We start from the raw sequence: 19,666 nt of genomic DNA, 5'->3' as shown, positions 1-19,666 counted from the left end.
GCTGGCCCATGATTCTCTGGCCCCGCGACCGTCCGCGCCGGCCGGCGCCGGGAAGCGGCAAAGCGACTGGATTGTGCGCCACCGCGTCGCCGTCACCGGGGTGCGGGATCCCCGCGCGATCCCCTCATCCCGGCGGTTGTTTTTCCCTTTCGGAAGGCGCTGAGCCGGCCCCGTGCCGCTCCGGTGCGTCAATCCAGCACGCTGACAAGATTCTGACCGTGTTGCCGCACGAAAGCGCGTGTGTTAGGGAACCGCGACGCTCGAGAGGCGGCATTCAGTGCCATCTTGGAGCCAAAAAGAATCTTCCCTACAGATCAAGGGCTTATGTGCGCACCATCCGGAATGCGCGCGGGTCCGGCAGATCGAAGAGAGGTATGGCTGGTGGAGACGATCGTGTCAGGCATGGCGGGGCGCTATGCAACCGCTCTGTTCGAGCTGGCCCAAGAGGCCGGTTCCACCGACGCCGTGGCGGCGGATCTCGACCGGCTGAAGGCCATGATCGCTGAAAGCGCGGATCTGGCCCGTCTGGTGAAGAGCCCGGTGTTCTCGGCTGACGAGCAGCTGAAAGCCATGACCGCCGTTCTGTCGGCGGCGGGCATGACCGGCATCTCGGCGAATTTCGTGAAGCTGGTGGCGCAGAATCGCCGCCTGTTCGCGCTCCCGTCCATTTGCGCCGCCTTCACCGCTCTGGTGTCGGCGAGCCGCGGGCAGAGCACGGCGCAGGTGACGGTGGCCGAGCCGCTGAGCGATACCTATTATGCGGCGCTCAAAGAAGCGCTGGCGCAAAAGACCGGCAAGGACGTGAGCCTCGACGTGAGCGTCGATCCGTCCATCCTCGGTGGTCTCATTGTGAAAGTCGGCTCGCGCATGGTCGACGCTTCGCTCAAGACCAAACTCAATTCTATCCGGCATGCGATGAAAGAGGTCCGCTGATGGACATTCGAGCCGCTGAAATCTCCGCGATCCTCAAGGAGCAGATCCAGAATTTTGGCCAGGAGGCAGAAGTCTCCGAAGTCGGCCAGGTTCTGTCGGTCGGCGACGGCATCGCGCGCGCCTACGGCCTCGACAACGTCCAGGCGGGCGAAATGGTCGAGTTCGAGAACGGCACGCGCGGCATGGCGCTGAACCTCGAGCTCGACAATGTCGGCATCGTGATCTTCGGTTCCGACCGTGAGATCAAGGAAGGCCAGACCGTCAAGCGCACCGGCGCCATCGTGGACGTGCCCGTGGGCAAGGGTCTGCTGGGCCGCGTCGTGGACGCCCTGGGCAATCCCATCGACGGCAAGGGCCCGATCGTGGCCACCGAGCGTCGCCGCGTCGACGTGAAGGCGCCGGGCATCATTCCCCGCAAGTCCGTGCATGAGCCCATGCAGACCGGCCTCAAGGCGATCGACGCCTTGATCCCCGTCGGCCGCGGCCAGCGCGAGCTGATCATCGGCGATCGTCAGACCGGCAAGACCGCCGTGGCGCTCGACGCGATCCTCAATCAGAAGTCCATCAACTCCGGCACGGACGAGAAGGCCAAGCTCTATTGCGTCTATGTCGCGATCGGGCAGAAGCGCTCCACCGTGGCGCAGTTCGTGAAGGTGCTGGAAGAGCAGGGCGCGCTGGAATATTCCATCGTGGTCGCCGCCACCGCCTCGGACGCTGCCCCCATGCAGTTCCTGGCGCCGTTCTCCGGCACCGCCATGGGCGAATATTTCCGCGACAACGGCATGCATGCCCTGATCATCCATGATGATCTGTCCAAGCAGGCCGTGGCCTATCGCCAGATGTCGCTGCTGCTGCGCCGCCCGCCGGGCCGCGAAGCCTATCCCGGCGACGTGTTCTACCTGCACTCCCGCCTGCTGGAGCGCGCCGCCAAGCTGAACGACGCCAATGGCGCCGGCTCCCTGACCGCGCTGCCGGTCATCGAGACCCAGGCCAACGACGTGTCGGCCTACATCCCCACCAACGTGATCTCCATCACCGACGGCCAGATCTTCCTGGAATCGGACCTGTTCTACCAGGGCATTCGCCCGGCGGTGAACGTGGGTCTGTCGGTGTCGCGCGTCGGCTCCTCCGCCCAGATCAAGGCGATGAAGCAGGTGGCGGGCAAGATCAAGGGCGAGCTGGCCCAGTATCGCGAGCTGGCGGCCTTCGCCCAGTTCGGTTCCGATCTGGACGCCTCCACCCAGAAGCTGCTGAACCGTGGCGCGCGCCTCACCGAGCTGCTCAAGCAGGGCCAGTTCTCTCCGCTGAAGGTGGAAGAGCAGGTCGTGGTGATCTACGCCGGCACCAACGGCTATCTGGATGCCATCCCGGTGAACAAGGTTCGCGAGTTCGAGGCCGGCTTGCTGCTGGCGCTGCGCTCGCAGCACCAGGAGATCCTCGACACCATCCGCACCTCCAAGGAGCTGTCCAAGGACACCACCGCGCAGCTGGTGAAGGCGCTTGACGCTTTCGCCAAGAGCTTCGCCTGAACGGTGCCCTCGGGCCTCTTGATGTAAAGGGACGGGTGCGATGGCGAGCCTGAAAGACCTGAGAAACCGCATCGCCTCCGTGAAGGCGACGCAGAAGATCACCAAGGCGATGCAGATGGTCGCCGCGGCGAAGCTGCGTCGCGCCCAGATGGCGGCGGAAGCGGCCCGTCCCTATGCCGAGCGCATGGAGACGGTGCTCGGCAACATCGCATCCGGGATGACGGTCAGCGCGGATACCCCGCTGCTGCTGTCCGGTACGGGGAAGACCGAGAAGCACATGCTTCTGGTCTGCACCTCCGAGCGCGGCCTGTGCGGGGCGTTCAACACCTCCATCGTCCGCTTCGCCCGTGAGCGCGCCAATCTGCTGATCGGCCAGGGCAAGGACGTGAAGTTCTTCTGCGTCGGCCGCAAGGGCTATGACCAGCTCCGCCGCCTGTTCCCCGGCCAGATCGTGGAACTGGTGGACCTGCGCGCGGTGCGCACGCTGGGCTTCACCAATGCCCACGACATTGCGGAAAAGATCATCGGCCGCTTCAATGCGGGCGAGTTCGATGTCTGCACCCTGTTCTTCTCGCAGTTCAAGAGCGTGATTTCGCAGGTGCCGACGGCGCAGCAGCTGATCCCCGCGACGTTCCAGGCCAAGGGCGAGGGCGCTTCCTCCGTCTATGATTACGAGCCGGAGGAAAGCGAGATCCTCGCCGACCTGCTGCCGCGCAATCTGGCGGTGCAGGTGTTCCGCGCGCTGCTGGAGAACCAGGCGTCCTTCTACGGCTCGCAGATGAGCGCCATGGACAACGCCACGCGCAACGCCGGCGACATGATCAAGAAGCAGACGCTGATCTACAACCGGACGCGTCAGGCCCAGATCACCAAAGAACTCATCGAAATCATCTCCGGCGCCGAAGCGCTCTGAACGGCAGCGCGGTCAAGGACAAAGGACGACGAAAAATGGCCAATCCTACCGGACGCATCACCCAGGTCATCGGTGCCGTTGTCGACGTGCAGTTCGACGGCCACCTGCCTGCCATCCTGAACGCCGTCGAGACGAGCAATCAGGGCAATCGCCTGGTGCTCGAAGTGGCGCAGCATCTCGGTGAGAACACCGTGCGCACCATCGCCATGGACTCCACCGAGGGTCTGGTGCGCGGCCAGCCGGTCACCGACACCGGATCGCCCATCATGGTCCCGGTGGGTGAAGCCACCCTCGGCCGCATCATGAACGTCATCGGCGAGCCGGTGGACGAGCTGGGCCCGGTGGTGGGCGAGATGAAGCGCGCCATCCATCAGGAAGCCCCCTCCTACGCCGACCAGTCCACGGAAGCGGAAATCCTGGTCACCGGCATCAAGGTGGTGGACCTGCTGGCGCCTTACTCCAAGGGCGGCAAGATCGGCCTGTTCGGCGGCGCCGGCGTGGGCAAGACCGTGCTCATCATGGAGCTGATCAACAACATCGCGAAGGCGCACGGCGGCTACTCCGTGTTCGCCGGCGTCGGCGAGCGCACCCGCGAGGGCAACGATCTCTATTACGAGATGATCGAGTCCAAGGTGAACGTCGATCCGCACGAGAACAACGGCTCGGCCGCCGGTTCCAAGTGCGCCCTGGTCTATGGCCAGATGAACGAGCCCCCGGGCGCCCGCGCCCGTGTCGCACTCACCGGCCTGACCGTCGCCGAGCATTTCCGCGACCAGGGCCAGGACGTGCTGTTCTTCGTGGACAACATCTTCCGCTTCACCCAGGCCGGCTCGGAAGTGTCGGCTCTGCTGGGCCGCATCCCGTCGGCGGTGGGCTATCAGCCCACCCTCGCCACGGACATGGGCGCCCTGCAGGAGCGCATCACCACCACCAACAAGGGTTCGATCACCTCGGTGCAGGCCATCTACGTGCCCGCCGACGATCTGACCGATCCGGCGCCTGCGGCCTCGTTCGCCCATCTGGACGCCACCACCGTGCTGTCCCGCTCCATCGCGGAAAAGGGCATCTACCCGGCGGTGGATCCGCTGGACTCCACCTCGCGCATTCTCTCCCCGCTGGTCATCGGCGAAGAGCATTATGGCGTGGCCCGTCAGGTCCAGCAGACCCTGCAGCGCTACAAGTCGCTCCAGGACATCATCGCCATCCTGGGCATGGACGAACTGTCCGAAGAGGACAAGCTGACCGTGGCCCGCGCCCGCAAGATCGAGCGCTTCCTGTCGCAGCCCTTCCACGTGGCGGAAGTGTTCACCGGCTCGCCCGGCAAGCTGGTCGACCTGGCCGACACCATCAAGGGCTTCAAGGGCCTGGTGGACGGCAAGTACGACCACCTGCCAGAGCAGGCCTTCTACATGGTGGGCACCATCGAAGAAGCCATCGAGAAGGGCAAGAAGCTCGCCGCCGAAGCGGCCTGAGCTTTCCATCATCGCCGTCGAAGCCCCCGCGGGCTTCGGCCACGGCTTGAGCCGCCGACCTCGGTCCGGCGGCTCGGCCATGAGGAACATGGGGTCGCAGGACCCATCGGGCGAGGCCGAAGGCGTCATGGCTGCCGGTCGTCGGACGGCATCGCTCAGGTCGGAGACAACAGATGGCCACCTTTCCTTTCGAACTCGTCTCCCCGGAGCGTCTGGTGTTTTCCGGGTCGGTCACTGAAGTGATTGTGCCGGGCTCCGAGGGCGAGTTCGGCGTGATGGCGGGCCATGCCCCCTTCATCTCCACCATCGCCGCCGGCATCCTGACCATCAAGGGCGACGGCGCCGACAAGCGCCTGTTCGTGCGCGGCGGCTTTGCCGAAGCCAACCCCAAGGGCCTCACCGTCCTGGCGGAGCAGGCCACCCCGGTGGAATCCTTCGACCGCGCCGCTTTGGCGCAGCTGATCAAGGATGCCCGCGAAGACGTGGCCGACGCCCGCAGCGACGAGGGCCGCCAGAAGGCCGAGCGCAATCTGGCCGACCTGCAGCAGGTGGCCGATCTGCTCGATCTCAACGCCGCCAAGGCCGCGCACTGATCCGCGCCCCGGCGGGTTCGAGCCGAACCCGCCTATTCCCCACGCGACGCATCCACGGCCGTCGCGTCTGGGCCTGAGGGCTGACGCATCCGGGGCCAATCCGCCCGGGGAAACGCCGCAAAGAACTGGCGTCGTCGCCTGTGGCCCGCGTTTTCCCGCTCGATGCCGCTGCCATCCCATTCCGCATCACCGTGTCTGGCCGCCTCCCGAACGGAGGGTCCGTGCCGCCGGTTGAGGCACCCGCGCCCCTGAGCCCGCGTCTTCGTGCCCGGCGCCGCCCTGCCATCCATCAACTTTTCGGTCTATTCTCGGCTTCTTCGTTCGAGGAAGTCCGATGAATGCGCCCGGCACGCCCACCTTCGACCAATTGCGCGTGTTCCTGGCGGTGGCGGATGCCGGAAGTTTTGCCGGCGCCGCCCGGCGCCTGGGTCGCGCCACGTCGGTGATCAGCTACGCCATCGCCAATCTCGAAGCGCAACTGGGCGTGTCCCTGTTCGACCGTGCCAGCAGCAAGACCCCGCGCCTGACCGATGCGGGCACGGCCGTTCTCGCGGAGGCGCGGATTGTGGCCGGCGGCCTGGACGGGCTGCGGGCCAAGGTGCAGGGCCTGCGGGAGGGGCTGGAGGCGGAGGTGCATCTGACGCTGGATGTGATGCTGCCCGCCGACCGGGTGGTGGATGCGCTCAAGGCGTTCCAGGCGGCGTTTCCCACCGTCACGCTGCGGCTTTATGTGGAGGCGCTGGGCGCCGTGGCGGACATGGTGCTGACCCGCAAAGCCAGCATCGGCATCAGCGGCCCGATGGACTTTGATACCGATGGTCTTGAGCGCATCGAGGTCGGTTTCGTGGAGTTGATCCCGGTGGCGGCGCCCGATCATCCTTTGGCCCGCGCCGGCCGCAATCCGCCCGGCGCCGGACGGGACCATGTGCAACTGGTGCTCACCGATCGCTCGACCCTGACCCATGGCTCGGAATATGCGGTGCTCGGCACCCGCACCTGGCGGCTGGCGGATCTGGGCTCCAAGCACATGCTGCTGCGCGAGGGCATCGGCTGGGGCAATCTGCCGGAACCCATGGTGCGGGAAGACCTCGCCTCTGGGCGGCTGGTGGTGCTGGATCTGCCGGACTGCCGCGGCGGCCCCTACCGGCTCCAGGCCATCCACCGGACCGACACCCCGCCCGGCCCGGCGGGGTCCTGGCTGATTTCCCGCTTCCTCCATCAGGCAGAGACGGTGCAAGGCGCCCACACGCGGCCCGCTTCGGCGTCACGGCCGGACCGCCGGGAGCCACCATCGGCACAGACGTCCGAAGGCTGACGGCCGACGGGCACCGCCTGTCCCGTGGGGGCATGGGGGATCAAGCGGAGAATCAACTGCATCCGATCTGAACTATGCGCTGGATCTCTGCAATCGCCGGCCTAAGGGTGAAGATCGACGCCACCCGCCCCAGATCGTTGCGGCCGGCTTCCCCCCACGCATAGGGGTGGGCGCGGTGCGGCCCCCCGCTCTTTTGAGGTTCCCCATGAAAGCCATCGGTTTCCGCACCCCCTTGCCGCTGACGGACGCAGACGCTCTGCTGGATCTCGACCTGCCCCTGCCGACCCCCGGCCCGCGCGATCTACGGGTTGCGGTGCGGGCGGTCTCGGTGAACCCGGTGGATGTGAAGGTCCGCGCCAATGCCATGCCTCCCGAGGGGGAGGCGCGCGTGCTGGGCTTCGATGCCGCGGGCATCGTCGATGCGGTGGGCGCGGAGGTGACGCTGTTCCAACCGGGGGACGCGGTGTTCTATGCCGGTGCCATCGATCGCCCTGGCACCAACAGCGCCTTCCATCTGGTGGATGAGCGCATTGTGGGGCGCAAGCCGGCGACGCTGTCCTTCACCGAAGCGGCGGCGCTGCCGCTCACCGCCATCACCGCGTGGGAATTGCTGTTCGACCGGTTGCAGGTGCCCTATGGCGTGAAGCGGCAAGGCGGCACCCTGTTGATCATCAACGGGGCGGGTGGGGTCGGCTCCATCCTCACCCAGATCGCGCGGCGCTTGACCGGGCTGACCGTGATCGCCACCGCCTCGCGCCCGGAAACCGTCGCCTGGTGCCTCAAGATGGGTGCGCACCATGTGATCGACCACCGCAAGCCGCTGAACGAAGAGCTGGTCGCCATCGGCATGCCTCAGGTGGACTATGTCGCCAGCCTCACCGCCACGGCGGCGCATCTGCCGGCCATCCTGGCGGCGATCGCCCCCCAGGGGCATCTGGCCCTGATCGATGATCCCGCCAGCCTCGACATCGTGCCGTTCAAGCGCAAGAGCGTGTCGGTGCATTGGGAACTGATGTTCACGCGCTCGCTGTTCGGCACCGCGGACATGATCGAGCAGCATCGGCTGCTGAATGAGGTGGCGGATCTGGTGGATGCCGGCGTCCTCGTCACCACCCTCACGCAGGATGCGGGGCCGATCACCGCGGAAAACCTGCGCCGGGTGCACGGGCTGGTGGAAAGCGGACGTTCGATCGGCAAGGCCGTGCTGACCGGCTTCCCGGACTGATCCCGCGCTCAGTCACCCGCAAGACCATCTCAAGCCTGGCTCAGGCGGCGCGGGTCAGCGGCCCGCGCCCGGCGAGGTTTTCGGTGAGGAAGGTGACCAGCGGGCGGACCAGGTCGGCCGCCCGGCTGTCCTCGCCCATGACCACGATCTCGGTCATGGGCAGCGCCGGCCAGTGGTCCGGCGTCTCCAGTTCCCGCAGCCCCGGCTGCACGAACGAGCGCCCGAGCACGGAGAGGCCCAAGCCGCCGGCCACCGCCGCCTGGATGCCCATGAGGCTGCTGGCCGTGCACACGCCCACCCAGTCCTGGCGCGCCGCATCCAGGGCCTCCAGCATCACCGCCCGATAGGTGCAGGGGGCCGGCAGCATCACCAGCCGCGCCGCAGTGGAGAAATCGATCACCGCATCCGCCGCCGCCATCCACACCAAGGGCTCGCGCCAGATCACCCGTCCGCGCTGCGCGGTGCCGTCTTTCTTGGCGATGATGGCATCCAGTTGGCCGGCATCGAAGGCGCTGAGCAGATCGCAGCTCAGCGCGGTGGTCAGATTGAGATGGACGCCGGGATAGACCCGGGCAAAGCGGGCCAGCAGTTTGGGCAACTGGCCGGGAATGAAATCCTCGGTGATGCCCAGGCGCAATGCGCCGCGGGCGGCGGGCTCGCGCAGGTCGCGCACCAGCCGGTCGTTGAACTCCAGCATCTGGCGCGCCGCCACCAACAGCCGCTCGCCCTCCGGCGTCAGCTGCAGCGACCGGCTGGTGCGGGTGAAGACCCGCCGGCCCAGGATCTCCTCCAGCCGCAGGATCTTCTGGCTGACCGCCGATTGCGACCGCCCCACCACCTCCGCGCCCGCGGTGAAGCTGGCCGCTTCCGCCACCGCGACGAAGGCGCGCAGCAGATCCAGTTCAAGGTCGGGATGGCGCATGCTATCCATCGAAAATAGAATTAGATGATGAGTATTCTATGAGAAATCCATCTGCGCTTCAAGCGCGGCGGGCAGCGGGGCCGGCATCATGACGGCGCCTTCGGAATGCACCGATACGCCTGCGGCGGCCGTCGCGCGTTCGCGCGACACCACCGCGCGCCGGACCTTGCGGCTGGGCATCGCCAGCGCGCTGCTCACCGTGCTGATCTGGACCACCTGGGTGATCAGCACCCGCTTTGCCATGCACGGTAACCAGCCCCTTCCGGCCTCCCTGCTGGCCTTCATCCGCTTCGGCACCGCCGCTTTGGTGCTGGCGCCGGCCTGGTGGCGGTTCCGGGCCGTTCCCCGCACCGCGCCGCCCTTGGCCCTGCTGGGACTGATGTCTGCTGGCCTGCCCTATCAGTTCCTGGTGCTGTGGGGCCTGCATTATGCGCCGGCCTCCGAGGCCGGCCCGCTGCTGGCCGGCAGCCTGCCGCTGTTCATCGCCGTCATCTCGGCGCTGGTGCTGGGCGAGCGCATCGGCCCGTGGCGGATCGTCGGCGTGCTGCTGATTTCCGGCGGCGTGGTTGCGATCACCGGCAATGGGCTGATGGACCTGGCCGGGGGCGCCTGGCGCGGTCATCTGGCGATCCTGGGGGCATCCCTGGCGTGGTCGATCTATACGGTGTCGTTCCGCGCCAGCGGCCTGAGCGGGATCCAGGCCGCGGCCTTCGTGGGGCTGTGGTCGGTGGTGCTGCTGCTGCCGTTCGCCGGGCATGAGATCTGGCAGGCGCTCCAGGTGACGCCGCTGCCCGCCTTGGGCCGGCAGGTCCTGGTCCAGGGCGTCCTCGCCGGCGTGGTGGCGCTGATCACCTACACCACGGCGGTGCGGTGCCTGGGGCCGGCGCGGGCCACCGCCATCACCTCCCTGACGCCTCCGGCCGCCGTGCTCGGTTCGATGCTGCTGCTGGATGAAGCGCCGGGCCTGATGGAATTGCTCGGGTGCGGCCTGATCGTCATCGGCGTGCTGGCGGTGAGCGGGCTCTCCGCGCGGCGCAAGCCGCAGCCCTGAGGCGGCCTCAGGCGCCGCGCAGTGGGGCCGGTCGCACCAGCCCGTAGTGGTGCGCCAGTCGGTCGAACGCCGCCGCCGTGGTCGGATCGATCGGGATGCCGTCGCGCACCCGCCTTGCCGCTTCCGCCCATTCCCGATCCCCCGGCGCCATCACCGCGCCGCCGGCCACGGGACGCGATGCCCGCAGGGTGTCCAGATAGCGCCCCATGGCGGCGGCGAATGCGGCCTCCGGCAGGAAAGCCGAGGGGCGCAGCGCCAGGACGAAGGCGCCCACATTGCGCGGGGTGGCGAGATCGTCCCCGCCCATGGGCGGAATGTCGAAGCTCAGCCGGGCGCCGGAGAGCATGGCGCTGAACAGCTCCACCAGCCCGCCTAGCGCCGCCCCCTTGAAGCCGAACGCGCCGCCCACTGGCGCCAGCATCTCCGCCAGATCGGCATTGGCGGTATCGTGGCCGTCCGCATCGGAGGCGACGCCCTGCGGCAGTGGGCGCCCGAGGCTGCGATAGAGCAGGACGCGATTGTACGGCACCGCGCTGGTGGCCATGTCCAGCAGCCAGGGCGATCCGCCGGCCACCGGCGCGGCGGCGGCGATGGGATTGGTGCCATGGATGCGTTCGGCGCCGTCATGCAGGCGCACGAAGCTGTCGGAATTGCAGAAGGCCAGCCCCACAAAGCCCCGCTCCGCCGCCGCCAGCGCAAACGCACCCGCCGGGCCAAAGTGGGAGGAATTGCGGATCGCCACCGCGCCGATGCCGCTGCGTTCGGCATAGTCCATGGCCAGATCCATGGCGGTATAGGCCGCCAGCGCGCCATGGCCATTGTCCGCGTCCAGGGTGGCCACCGCGCCCGCTGTGCTGAGCGGGCGCATGACCGGGCAGCCGTTGACCCGGCCGCCGGCGATGACGGCGGCATAATGGTCCAGCAGCCGCACCCCGTGGCTATCCACCCCGAGGCGGGAGCCGTGCATCATGGCGCGGGTGGCGGCCTCCGCACTGGGCGCATCGGCCCCGGCGGCGCGCAGCACGGCCACGCAGAAGGCGGTGAGCTCGTCCGCGGCCAGGCGCTGCAGCGGCGCGAGGGATGGGCCGGGCGGCACCGCCACGGGCGGCGCCTTGTCCAAGGGGATCTGATGGCCAGGGCCATCCTCGGGCTGCGGGGTCATCCGGCCTTGCCTTGCTGCGGCAGCCGGGGATCGGCGCCGAAGGTCATTGGATGTCGTTGCGGCAGCGGCGTCCAGCGGGCCGAGCGCGCTTGTCCACCGCTGGTGATCGGTGCGGGCCCGACGGCGTCCGGGGAATGCGCCCATCGTCGCCGACGACGCGGCTCGACGGGCCTTCGGATCGGTCGGCGCTCAGCGCAGGCGGGCGACGGCGGCGGCAATCACCGCCAGCTTGTCCTGCGCCGGGCCGGTGCAGCAGATGGGATTGTCGGCAAAGGTGGCAAAGCCGCAATCGGGATGCAGCAGCACCCGTTCGCGCCCGAACAGGTCGATGGCGTGCTGGATGCGGCCGGCCACCGCATCTTCCGCCTCCAGCGCCGGGTCTTTCTGATTGACCACGCCGACGCCGATGCGCGCGTCCTGGGGCAGGGCGCGCAGGATCTCCATTTCCCCGGCCCGCGGCGTGCACATCTCCAAGAGATAGGCGCCCACCTTCACCTCGGCCAAGGTGGCCACCAGCGGCGCATAGGAGCCGGACAGGGCGACGCTCTCATCCGGTGTCCAGTTGCCGCGGCAGACATGCAGCGCGGTGCGGGCGCGCGGCGCCCCCTCCAGCACCGCGTTCAGCAGGTCACGGGCGAAGGCCAGTTCCTGCTCCGGCGGCAGGGATTCCGAGAGCGCCCCGCACATGAAGGAGCGCTTGTTCTTGGCGCCCGCGAACACCACTTCCGACAGCACCGGCTCGTCGAACTGCACCAATGCGGCGCCGGCATCCATCAGGTCGGCCAGTTCTTCCCGCAGCACCCGCACGATGTCGGTCGCCAATTCTTCGCGGCTGTCATAGGCCCGGTCGGAGATGCACTCCATCCACATGGTGCGGGTCAGCAGATAGGGGCCGGGCAGGGCCACCTTGACCGGCTTGGCGGTGACCGAGCGGGCGAAATCCACCTCATGCGCCACCAAGGGGCGCGAACGCGTCAGCCGCCCGAACACCGCCGGGTGGCGCACGTCGCCGGCCGGAATGTCCAGGGCGCGCAGTTCGGCGGCGAATTCGTCGGGATCGTCCACCAGCGGCAGCAGGTCCGCCAATGGGATCAACTGGCAATTGTCCAGGCGGCTGGCGACGAAGCTGGCATAGCTGTCGCGCCGCTGCTCGCCGTCGGTGACCACATCCACCCCCGCCCGCTCCTGCGCGGCGATGGCGAGGCGCACCGCATCGTTCGCGGTCTCCTGGAATTGCTCCTCGGAGAGCCGGCCTTCCACATAGGCATGCATGGCCTCGATCATCCAGCGCGGGCGCGGCCAGCTGCCGATGCCCATGACCGCCAGGGGCGGGATCGGCGGCGGCGCCACCGGGATGCGCTTGGGCAGCGGCGCGTGCGCGGCCGGGATCGGGATGGAGCGCGGGGCGGCGGGCACCGGGGCCGCGCGTTCCGCCAGCATCCCCTTGCAGACCAGGAAGCTGCGCTGCTTGCCGGCCTTGGTCCAGGAGAGCAGTTCATTGCCGGTGAGGCGGCACCAGGCGGGGAGGTCTTCGTCCACGGAGATCTCGGTGGAGCGGATTTCCAGCAGGCCGCCCCGCGGCAATGGATCGATATGCTTGCGGATCAACAGCAGCAGGCCATTGCCGCAATCCAGATCGCCGCCGTCAAAGCCGATATCGGCGGGGTAGGCGTGGCTGTCCACTGGAGCGGTCATGGCGGTCTCGTCACTCTGCGGGCCAGGGGAGGCGGAAACCGTCTCCCCGATGGGTGCGGGACTTCAGGAGCCGGGATATCGGCGCTGCTGTACCGGTGCTCAATAGGAAATGCTGGGGGCGCCGTCGCTCATGAATTCCACCAGCTTGGCGCCGCCGACGATCCGCGCCCCGGCCACCAGATTGTCTTCATCCAGGCCGCGCTTCTTGAAGCAGGGCGAGCACACATAGATTTCGCCGCCGGCCTCGGCGAAGCTGGCCATCAGATCCTTCAGGGCGGCAAAGCCTTCCTCATGGATGTCGTCCGCATAGCCCTTCTGCGACAGCCGCGTGCCCTCGATGGACAGGAACACCACGGTCGCCTTGTCGGACGCTACCGCCGCATTGGCGATGACGAAGGCCACCGTGGCCTTGTCGGTATCATTCTTGGCGCAGCTCAGGGACACGACGAATTTTCCGGCCATGGGTTTCTCCTTGGAGGTTTTTGTTGGGGGTTTTTTGGGGGTGCCCATTCGGGCGTCAGGTCCAATCCAGCCGCGAGCGGATCCAGAAGCGATGCGCGGCGGGGTCGTGGGCAATGAGTTGATTGCGGGTCATCCCGCACCAAGCGGGGATGTCCTCCGGGGCGCCGGCATCGTGGGCGTCCAGACGCAGCACCGCGCCGGGGATCTTCTTGAGCCGGGCGCGCAAGACAATCACCAGTTCGCCGCAGCCCATGTGGCCCGCGTCCCAGCGATCGGCGACGGGTTCAGGATCAAGCATCACGCCCCTGCGCCGGGAGACCGGCGAAATGGTTGCGCCCGTGCCACGCGCCGGCGGGAGCCGGGACGTACCACGTCCGTGCTGAAAGGGAGAGCGATTGGCGACCATGGGCGCCCACAGACTTGCACTGCAGAGGGCCAGCCCTCACGGGGCATGGCGAACGACCGTCATCACTCGCCGCAAAGGCTATGCGGGCGACCTGGAGGCGTCAAGTTGGGGGCGTCAAGCTTGGGGAGGCATCAAGTTGCGGGCGCGTCAGGCGCGGGTGGACCCGGCGCGGGGGGCTGAAGGCTCAGCCCTTGGAGATCAGATCGCGCAATGCCGCATTGATGCGATCCTGCCAGCCGGGGCCGTCGGCCTGAAAATGCTCCAGCACATCGCGGTCGAGGCGCAGGGACACCATCTCCTTGGCATTGGGCACGGCCGGGGCCTTGGGGGGCGCTTCCACCGGCTTGGTGGTGGCCGATTTGAAGGCGGCTTCCGCGCTGTCGCGCACCGAGTGGCCGGTCCGGCGGAAAGGAGGTTGGGCCATGGGAAACGGTCCTGATCAGAGCTGACGGTGCGGTTCGGCGCACGGCCGGGCCGAAGCAGTGTGCTTCCAGCCCATAGCGCCGAACCGTCCCCACGGAAAGGCCTCCGGCCAGCGGCCGGAGGGATTTCCTCCCGGCAGGTTCCACACAATGGGGGAGATTTCATGGCTGCGGCGCTGGACGCGGACGCGCCGGCGCGCCAGAGGTGGACGGGGCGTGATCGGCCCGACCGTCCGAGAGCGCGGGCGCGCACAACGCAGAGGAACAGTCCATGGCTGAAGCCGAGAAGTCCGGGTCGTTTGTGGTCATTGCCGAGTTCGACGTGAAGCCGGGCCAGATGGAGGCCTTCCTCGCTTTGGCGCGGGACGACGCCGACCATTCCCTGGCCGATGAGCCGGGCTGCCGGCAGTTCGACGTGGCCATCTCCGAAACCGACCCAAACTCCGTGGTCTTCTACGAGGTCTATGACGACCGCGCCGCGTTCGACGCGCATAAGGAAACCCCGCATCTGGCCCGCTTCCGGGCCGCGTTCCCGCCGCTGGTGAAGGCGCAGCTGCCCGTGCGGTTTTTGCAGCGCCACCATCCCTGATCATCGCCGCATGACGGGCCGCTGGGCGGCCCGTCTGCGCGCGGATTCGGCCTAAGGCGGGCTGCGGCCCGCGCCGCGCCAGGCATCGTGCAGGCGCTCGATGCCCATCTTCGGCACGATCAGGCCCACGGTCATGGCCAGCAGAATGACGAAAGCCGTCGTGCCTTCGGACACGGCGTTCACCAGCGCGTCGGCCTTCGCGGCGGTGCGGGCATCGGCCACCGCCAGCAGCGAGGACACCGCCTGGAACATGAACACGCCGGGGATCAGCGACACCACCGGCGCGAATGCAAAGGCGCCATAGGGCATGCGCAGGCGGTCGGCCAGCGGGGTCACGATCACCCCCACCACCAGACAGGCGATGAAGGCCGCGGTCTGGGGGCTAGCGCCCGATTGCAGCATCTGCCAATGGGCGGCATGGGCACACATGCCGATGCCGATGGGCCACGCTAACACCCGCCACGGCATGTTGAAGAACGAGCCATAGGCCGCCACCGCCACCCCCGCCGCGATCACGTCATAGCCGATCGGCACATCGGGCGACTTTCCCGTCGGGATGCCGCCGCCGCCCACCCACAGGCCCATGAGCAGCCCGGTGGTGATCATCAGCACCACCAGCGTGGCAAAGGCGATGCGGGCTGCGCCGAGGGGAATGCGCGCCCGGGCCAGATCGATGGTGCCATTAAGGAAATGGGGGCCGGGGACCAGCACCATGCAGGGGCAGACCACCACCAGGCGCTGATCCACCTGGAGCCCCAGGGCGGCGGCGAGGGTGCCGACGATGCCGGCGATCAGCGCCGCCGCCAGGGGTTGCACCAGGGGATTGGTGCTGAGGCCCGCAAGGCCGCGCCGGGCGAGAGCGCCGATCCCCGCACTGAGGGCAATGAGGGCCAGGGTCAAAGGATGGGCCGCGCCGAAGATGACCCCAAGCGCCGCTGCCCCCGCGGCCGCCATGAGCGCGAAGCGGGCCAGGGAGACCGGTCCGCGCGCGGCGATGGTCGCAAGCTGGGCGGTCGCCGCCTCCAGGGTGAGGCGCCGGTCGCAAATGGCATCCACCAGGGCTTCGGTCCGCGCGACCTTTCCCATGTCCACGCCGAGGGGCGTGGCGACCACACTGCTCACCGGCCCGTGGTCAATGCTGACGGTCAGGTCGCCCCATCGCTCCCGGCAACTGGTGCGCAGCCCAAAGGCATCGCCCAGCCGCGCCACCGAAACGCGGATGGCCTGGGTGGTCTGCCCGTTCACGAACAACAGCGCGGCGATCTTGGTGATCAGATCCACCGGCGCCGACGCCGGCGCGGGTGGAACCAGAGGTGCTGACACGTGCCCCATGGAGGTTCAGATATTGTCGATCTTCAGCACCGGGGCGGTCTCGGCACGGATGCGGGCGCAGGCATCCGCATCGGTGATCAGATTGATCCCATAGGTGGGGATGATCTCCTTGAGCTTGGGCAGCCAGGCGGCGTCGGTCAGCTCCTGGGGGAAGCACCGCTGCAGCACTTCGAGCGCGATGAAGGTCGCGGTGGAGGCGCCGGGTGAAGCGCCCAGCAAAGCGACGATGGAGCGATCCGCCGCGGCGACGATCTCCGTGCCGAACTCCAGATCGCCGCCGCGCGTGGCGTCCGGCTTGATGATCTGCACCCGCTGGCCGGCCACCGCATGCTGCCAGTCGTGCCGGACCGCGGTGGGGAAGAAGTTCTGCAGCACGCCGAACTGGTGCTCGGAACTCTGCAACACCTGGCCGATGAGATATTCGCACAGGGCCACATTGTCCTTCGCCACCGCCAGCAGGGGGATGATGTTCCCCGGCTCAATGGAGCGGAACAAATCGGTGAGCGAGCCGTGCTTGAGGAATTTGGTGGAGAAGCCCGCATAGGGGCCGAACAGCAGGGATTTCTTGCCGCCGATGATGCGGGTGTCCAGATGCGGCACCGACATGGGCGGCGAGCCGGACGCGGCCTTGCCATAGACCTTGGCATGGTGGCGCTCCACCACCTCGGGCACCTCGCAGCGCAGCCAGATGCCGCTGACCGGGAAGCCGCCATAGCCATGGCCTTCGGGAATGCCGGATTTCTGCAGCAGTTCGATGGCGCCGCCGCCGGCGCCGATGAACACGAACTTGGCGCTGACCGCATGGGTGGACCTCGCGGCCACGTCCTCCACCTCCAGCCGCCAGCGGCCATCGGCCTCCTGGGCCAAAGCGGTGACGCGGTGCTTGTAGTGCACCGAAACGTCCGGCTGAGCGGCGAGATGGCCCACCAGCAGATGGGTCAAGGAGCCATAGTCCACATCGGTGCCGGTGATGATGCGGGTGGCCGCCACCGGCTGGTCCGCCGCCCGGCCATCCATGATGATCGGTGCCCATGTGGCGATCTGGGCATGGTCCTCGGTATATTCCATGCCGTGGTAGCAATGGTGCGCCGACATGGCCTTGAAGCGGGCGCGCAGGAAATCCACATTCTCCTGTCCCCACACGAAGCTCATGTGCGGGCAGGGATTGATGAAGGCGCGCGGATCGGGGATGGCGCCCTTGCGCACCAGATAGGACCAGAGCTGGCGCGACAAGTCGAATTCGGTATTCACCTCCAAGGCCTTGGAGATGTCGACACTGCCGTCGGCGCGCTGCGGGGTATAGTTCAATTCGCAATTGGCCGCATGGCCGGTGCCGGCATTGTTCCAGGCGCCGGAGCTTTCCTGGGCACAATCTTCCAGGACCTCCAGCATGGTGATGCTGAGCGAGGGCTCAAGTTCCTTGAGCATGGTGCCGAGGGTCGCGCTCATGATGCCGGCGCCGATCAGCACCACATCGGGGGCGGCGGTGGGGGCGACAGTGGGGGCGGCGTGAGAGGCTTGGGCCATCTTAGGTCTCCGTGCCGGCCGATCAGGCCGCGGGCTGGGCCGGGATGAAGGGGATTTCGACGCCGGGGGTAAGGATCACATAGGCGCGGCGCCAGGGCTGGTCGTCCACCAGGCGCCAGTTGTGGCCGCTGCCGGCGGTGTCCTCCGCCAGCAGGATGTCACCGGGGTGGATGGTGAAATGCGCGCCGCTGCGGGTCTCGAACGCCAGCGTCCCGCTCAGGGTGATGACGAACTGGCGCGCCGGCGCCGTATGCCATGCGAAGGTGCCGCCGGCCTTGGTCTCGCGAAACGAGATGCTGGCCACGTCCGCCGTGGCGCTCAAGATGTCGCCGCGCGCGCCGCCGGACAGGTCGATCTGGCCTTCCTCGAAGCTGGAGTTGCCGTCTTCGGCGGTCCAAATGCGGACACAGCGGATCATGGCGGATGTCTTCCTGTTCAGCGGATGAATAAGGCGAGCGGCGGCGGCCTCGGCGTCAGGCCCCGCCGAGGCCCTTGCCGACCATATTGAGGGGAATGATGGTCTTGTCGAACAGCTCTTCGCTGACCTTGCCGGAGGCGAGCGCCGCCTGCTTCAGCGTGGTGCCGTCGGCAATGGCCTTCTCGGCGATATGGGCGGCGTTCTGATAGCCGATCACCGGGGACAGAGCGGTGACGAGCATCACCGAGCCGTCCACATATTGCTGGATGCGCTCGCGGTTCAGCTCGGTGCCTTCGACGGAATATTCGCGGAACTTCTCGCAGCCATCGGCCAGGATCCGTGCCGAGTGCAGGAAATTGTTGATGATGATCGGGCGCATGGCATTCAGCTCGAAATTGCCCTGCGAGCCGGCAAACGCCACCGCGCTGTCATTGCCGAGCACCTGGATGGCGATCATCACCATGGCCTCGCACTGGGTGGGATTGACCTTCCCCGGCATGATGGACGAGCCCGGCTCGTTGTCCGGCAGCTTCAGCTCGCCGAAGCCGCACCGCGGACCGGACGCCAGCCAGCGCATGTCGTTGGCGATCTTCATCAGTGCCACCGCCAGTCCGCGCAGCGCGGCGTGGGCGCGCACGATGGCATCCAGCGAGCCTTGGGCCATGAACTTGTTGGCGGCGGTGACGAAGGGTTTTCCCGTGAGGGTGGCGATCTGCGCCGCCACGTCCTTGGAGAAGCCGGCCGGCGCATTCAGGCCGGTGCCGACAGCGGTGCCGCCCACGGCCAGTTCGTAGAGGCCATGCCGGCTGGCTTCGAGATCGGCGATGCAGGCGCGCAATTGACCGGCCCAGCCATGCCATTCCTGTCCGACCGTCAGGGGAACGGCATCCTCCAGATGGGTGCGGCCGATCTTGACCACCTCCATCCAGGCCTCCGCCTTGCGCTCGATGGTGTCCGCCAGCTGGCTCACCTGCGGGATCAGCAGCGCATCGATGGTGGTCACCGCGGCGATGTGCATGGCGGTGGGAAAGGTGTCGTTGGAGGACTGGCCCATGTTGACGTCGTCATTGGGCCCCACCGGCTGCTGGCTGCCCAGGGTGCCGCCGAGCAGCTGGATGGCCCGGTTCGAGATCACCTCATTGACGTTCATGTTGGACTGGGTGCCGGAACCCGTCTGCCACACATAGAGCGGATAGTGGTCGTCCAGCGTGCCGGCGATGGTTTCGTCGGCGGCGCGGACGATGGCGTCCTTCTTCCAGTCCGGCAGGCGCCCGGCGGCGTGATTGACCAAAGCGCAGGCTTTCTTGACGAAGCCGTAGGCGTGATAGACCGCCTTGGGCATGCGATCGTCGCCGATGGAGAAATGCTGCAGCGAGCGCTGGGTCTGCGCGCCCCAGTAGCGATCCGCGGGGACCATGACCTGGCCCATGCTGTCGAATTCCTGCCGCTCGCCGCTGGCGTCGATGCCGATCGGCAGGTCACGGAGAGTGGGATTTGCGCTTTCATCCATGAGAAAACTCTCCGCTAAATCAGAAGCTGCAACTTGGTACCACCAGGAAAGTGTGAACTCCATCCATGGTAGCAAAGGTAGCGTGCGTTTTTTTTGGATGCTTTTGCCGATGTTTGTTGTTTCGTCAGCTATTATTCTCTTGGGTCCTGGTCACCCTGCCCATGTGCGCTGCAATGTTGGTTCGGCTGCG

General features: G+C 67.4%; 19 protein-coding genes. 9 read left to right on the top strand and 10 right to left on the bottom strand.

What is annotated here, in order from left to right:
• The first annotated feature begins 342 nt into the window (after positions 1 to 342).
• The 7 genes from AAG816_RS06885 (at position 343) to AAG816_RS06855 (ending at position 7,980) form a co-directional block, all read left to right on the top strand.
• Positions 343 to 933, top strand: a complete 591-nt coding sequence (locus AAG816_RS06885) for a F0F1 ATP synthase subunit delta (protein ID WP_341988831.1) — start codon at positions 343 to 345, stop codon at positions 931 to 933.
• Entirely contained in the window at positions 933 to 2,462 is a 1,530-nt protein-coding gene (atpA, locus tag AAG816_RS06880; protein ID WP_341988824.1) for a F0F1 ATP synthase subunit alpha, read from the top strand. Before AAG816_RS06885 ends, atpA begins: the two co-directional genes overlap by 1 nt.
• A 40-nt stretch (positions 2,463 to 2,502) precedes the next feature.
• Entirely contained in the window at positions 2,503 to 3,375 is an 873-nt protein-coding gene (locus AAG816_RS06875) for a F0F1 ATP synthase subunit gamma (RefSeq protein WP_341988823.1), read from the top strand.
• A 35-nt stretch (positions 3,376 to 3,410) separates the two neighbouring features.
• Positions 3,411 to 4,847: a F0F1 ATP synthase subunit beta gene (gene atpD, locus AAG816_RS06870; protein ID WP_341988822.1), complete on the top strand. Its 1,437-nt coding sequence runs from the start codon at positions 3,411 to 3,413 to the stop codon at positions 4,845 to 4,847.
• Between the two features lie 173 nt (positions 4,848 to 5,020).
• Entirely contained in the window at positions 5,021 to 5,440 is a 420-nt protein-coding gene (locus tag AAG816_RS06865) for a F0F1 ATP synthase subunit epsilon (protein ID WP_341988821.1), read from the top strand.
• 334 nt (positions 5,441 to 5,774) lie between these two features.
• A complete protein-coding gene (locus AAG816_RS06860; protein ID WP_341988820.1) occupies positions 5,775 to 6,755 on the top strand; it encodes a LysR family transcriptional regulator in 981 nt (326 codons plus the stop codon).
• A 205-nt stretch (positions 6,756 to 6,960) separates the two neighbouring features.
• A complete protein-coding gene (locus AAG816_RS06855; protein WP_341988819.1) occupies positions 6,961 to 7,980 on the top strand; it encodes a zinc-binding alcohol dehydrogenase family protein in 1,020 nt (339 codons plus the stop codon).
• 40 nt (positions 7,981 to 8,020) lie between these two features.
• Here AAG816_RS06855 and AAG816_RS06850 read toward each other — a convergent pair whose 3' ends face one another.
• On the bottom strand, positions 8,021 to 8,902 hold the full coding sequence (locus tag AAG816_RS06850; protein ID WP_341988818.1) for a LysR substrate-binding domain-containing protein: 882 nt from the start codon (positions 8,900 to 8,902) through the stop codon (positions 8,021 to 8,023).
• Positions 8,903 to 8,990: 88 nt separating this feature from the next.
• On the opposite strand from AAG816_RS06850, the gene AAG816_RS06845 reads away from it, so the two are divergent.
• On the top strand, positions 8,991 to 9,953 hold the full coding sequence (locus AAG816_RS06845; protein ID WP_341988816.1) for a DMT family transporter: 963 nt from the start codon (positions 8,991 to 8,993) through the stop codon (positions 9,951 to 9,953).
• A gap of 7 nt (positions 9,954 to 9,960) precedes the next feature.
• On the opposite strand, the gene AAG816_RS06840 is transcribed toward AAG816_RS06845, so the two are convergent.
• From AAG816_RS06840 to AAG816_RS06820, 5 genes are all read right to left on the bottom strand, one after another.
• Positions 9,961 to 11,115 (bottom strand): Ldh family oxidoreductase, encoded by a 1,155-nt coding sequence (locus AAG816_RS06840; RefSeq protein ID WP_341988815.1) that lies wholly within the window; start codon positions 11,113 to 11,115, stop codon positions 9,961 to 9,963.
• 189 nt (positions 11,116 to 11,304) lie between these two features.
• Positions 11,305 to 12,810: a 5-methyltetrahydropteroyltriglutamate--homocysteine methyltransferase gene (locus tag AAG816_RS06835; protein ID WP_341988814.1), complete on the bottom strand. Its 1,506-nt coding sequence runs from the start codon at positions 12,808 to 12,810 to the stop codon at positions 11,305 to 11,307.
• 99 nt (positions 12,811 to 12,909) lie between these two features.
• Positions 12,910 to 13,272 carry a DsrE family protein gene (locus tag AAG816_RS06830; protein ID WP_341988813.1) on the bottom strand — a complete coding sequence of 121 codons (363 nt, stop codon included), beginning with the start codon at positions 13,270 to 13,272 and terminating at the stop codon, positions 12,910 to 12,912.
• Positions 13,273 to 13,327: 55 nt separating this feature from the next.
• Positions 13,328 to 13,570 carry a sulfurtransferase TusA family protein gene (locus AAG816_RS06825; protein WP_341988812.1) on the bottom strand — a complete coding sequence of 81 codons (243 nt, stop codon included), beginning with the start codon at positions 13,568 to 13,570 and terminating at the stop codon, positions 13,328 to 13,330.
• A gap of 292 nt (positions 13,571 to 13,862) precedes the next feature.
• Positions 13,863 to 14,102 (bottom strand): BrnA antitoxin family protein, encoded by a 240-nt coding sequence (locus AAG816_RS06820; protein WP_341988811.1) that lies wholly within the window; start codon positions 14,100 to 14,102, stop codon positions 13,863 to 13,865.
• Between the two features lie 269 nt (positions 14,103 to 14,371).
• On the opposite strand from AAG816_RS06820, the gene AAG816_RS06815 reads away from it, so the two are divergent.
• On the top strand, positions 14,372 to 14,689 hold the full coding sequence (locus tag AAG816_RS06815; protein WP_341988810.1) for a putative quinol monooxygenase: 318 nt from the start codon (positions 14,372 to 14,374) through the stop codon (positions 14,687 to 14,689).
• A 51-nt stretch (positions 14,690 to 14,740) separates the two neighbouring features.
• On the opposite strand, the gene AAG816_RS06810 is transcribed toward AAG816_RS06815, so the two are convergent.
• Genes AAG816_RS06810 through fumC form a run of 4 tightly spaced genes read right to left on the bottom strand, consistent with a single transcriptional unit; the run spans position 14,741 to position 19,476 of the window.
• Entirely contained in the window at positions 14,741 to 15,970 is a 1,230-nt protein-coding gene (locus AAG816_RS06810) for a threonine/serine exporter family protein (protein ID WP_341988809.1), read from the bottom strand.
• A 57-nt stretch (positions 15,971 to 16,027) separates the two neighbouring features.
• Entirely contained in the window at positions 16,028 to 17,548 is a 1,521-nt protein-coding gene (gene mqo / locus AAG816_RS06805) for a malate dehydrogenase (quinone) (protein WP_341988808.1), read from the bottom strand.
• A 22-nt stretch (positions 17,549 to 17,570) separates the two neighbouring features.
• Complete coding sequence (locus AAG816_RS06800) at positions 17,571 to 17,966, bottom strand: hypothetical protein (protein ID WP_341988807.1); 396 nt, start codon at positions 17,964 to 17,966, stop codon at positions 17,571 to 17,573.
• A 55-nt stretch (positions 17,967 to 18,021) separates the two neighbouring features.
• Entirely contained in the window at positions 18,022 to 19,476 is a 1,455-nt protein-coding gene (fumC, locus tag AAG816_RS06795; RefSeq protein WP_341988806.1) for a class II fumarate hydratase, read from the bottom strand.
• Between the last annotated feature and the right edge of the window lie 190 nt (positions 19,477 to 19,666).

It is taken from the genome of Azorhizobium sp. AG788, assembly GCF_943371865.1.
In the GTDB taxonomy this organism is placed as follows: domain Bacteria; phylum Pseudomonadota; class Alphaproteobacteria; order Rhizobiales; family Xanthobacteraceae; genus Azorhizobium.
This window is presented reverse-complemented; position numbering and strand designations above follow the sequence as displayed.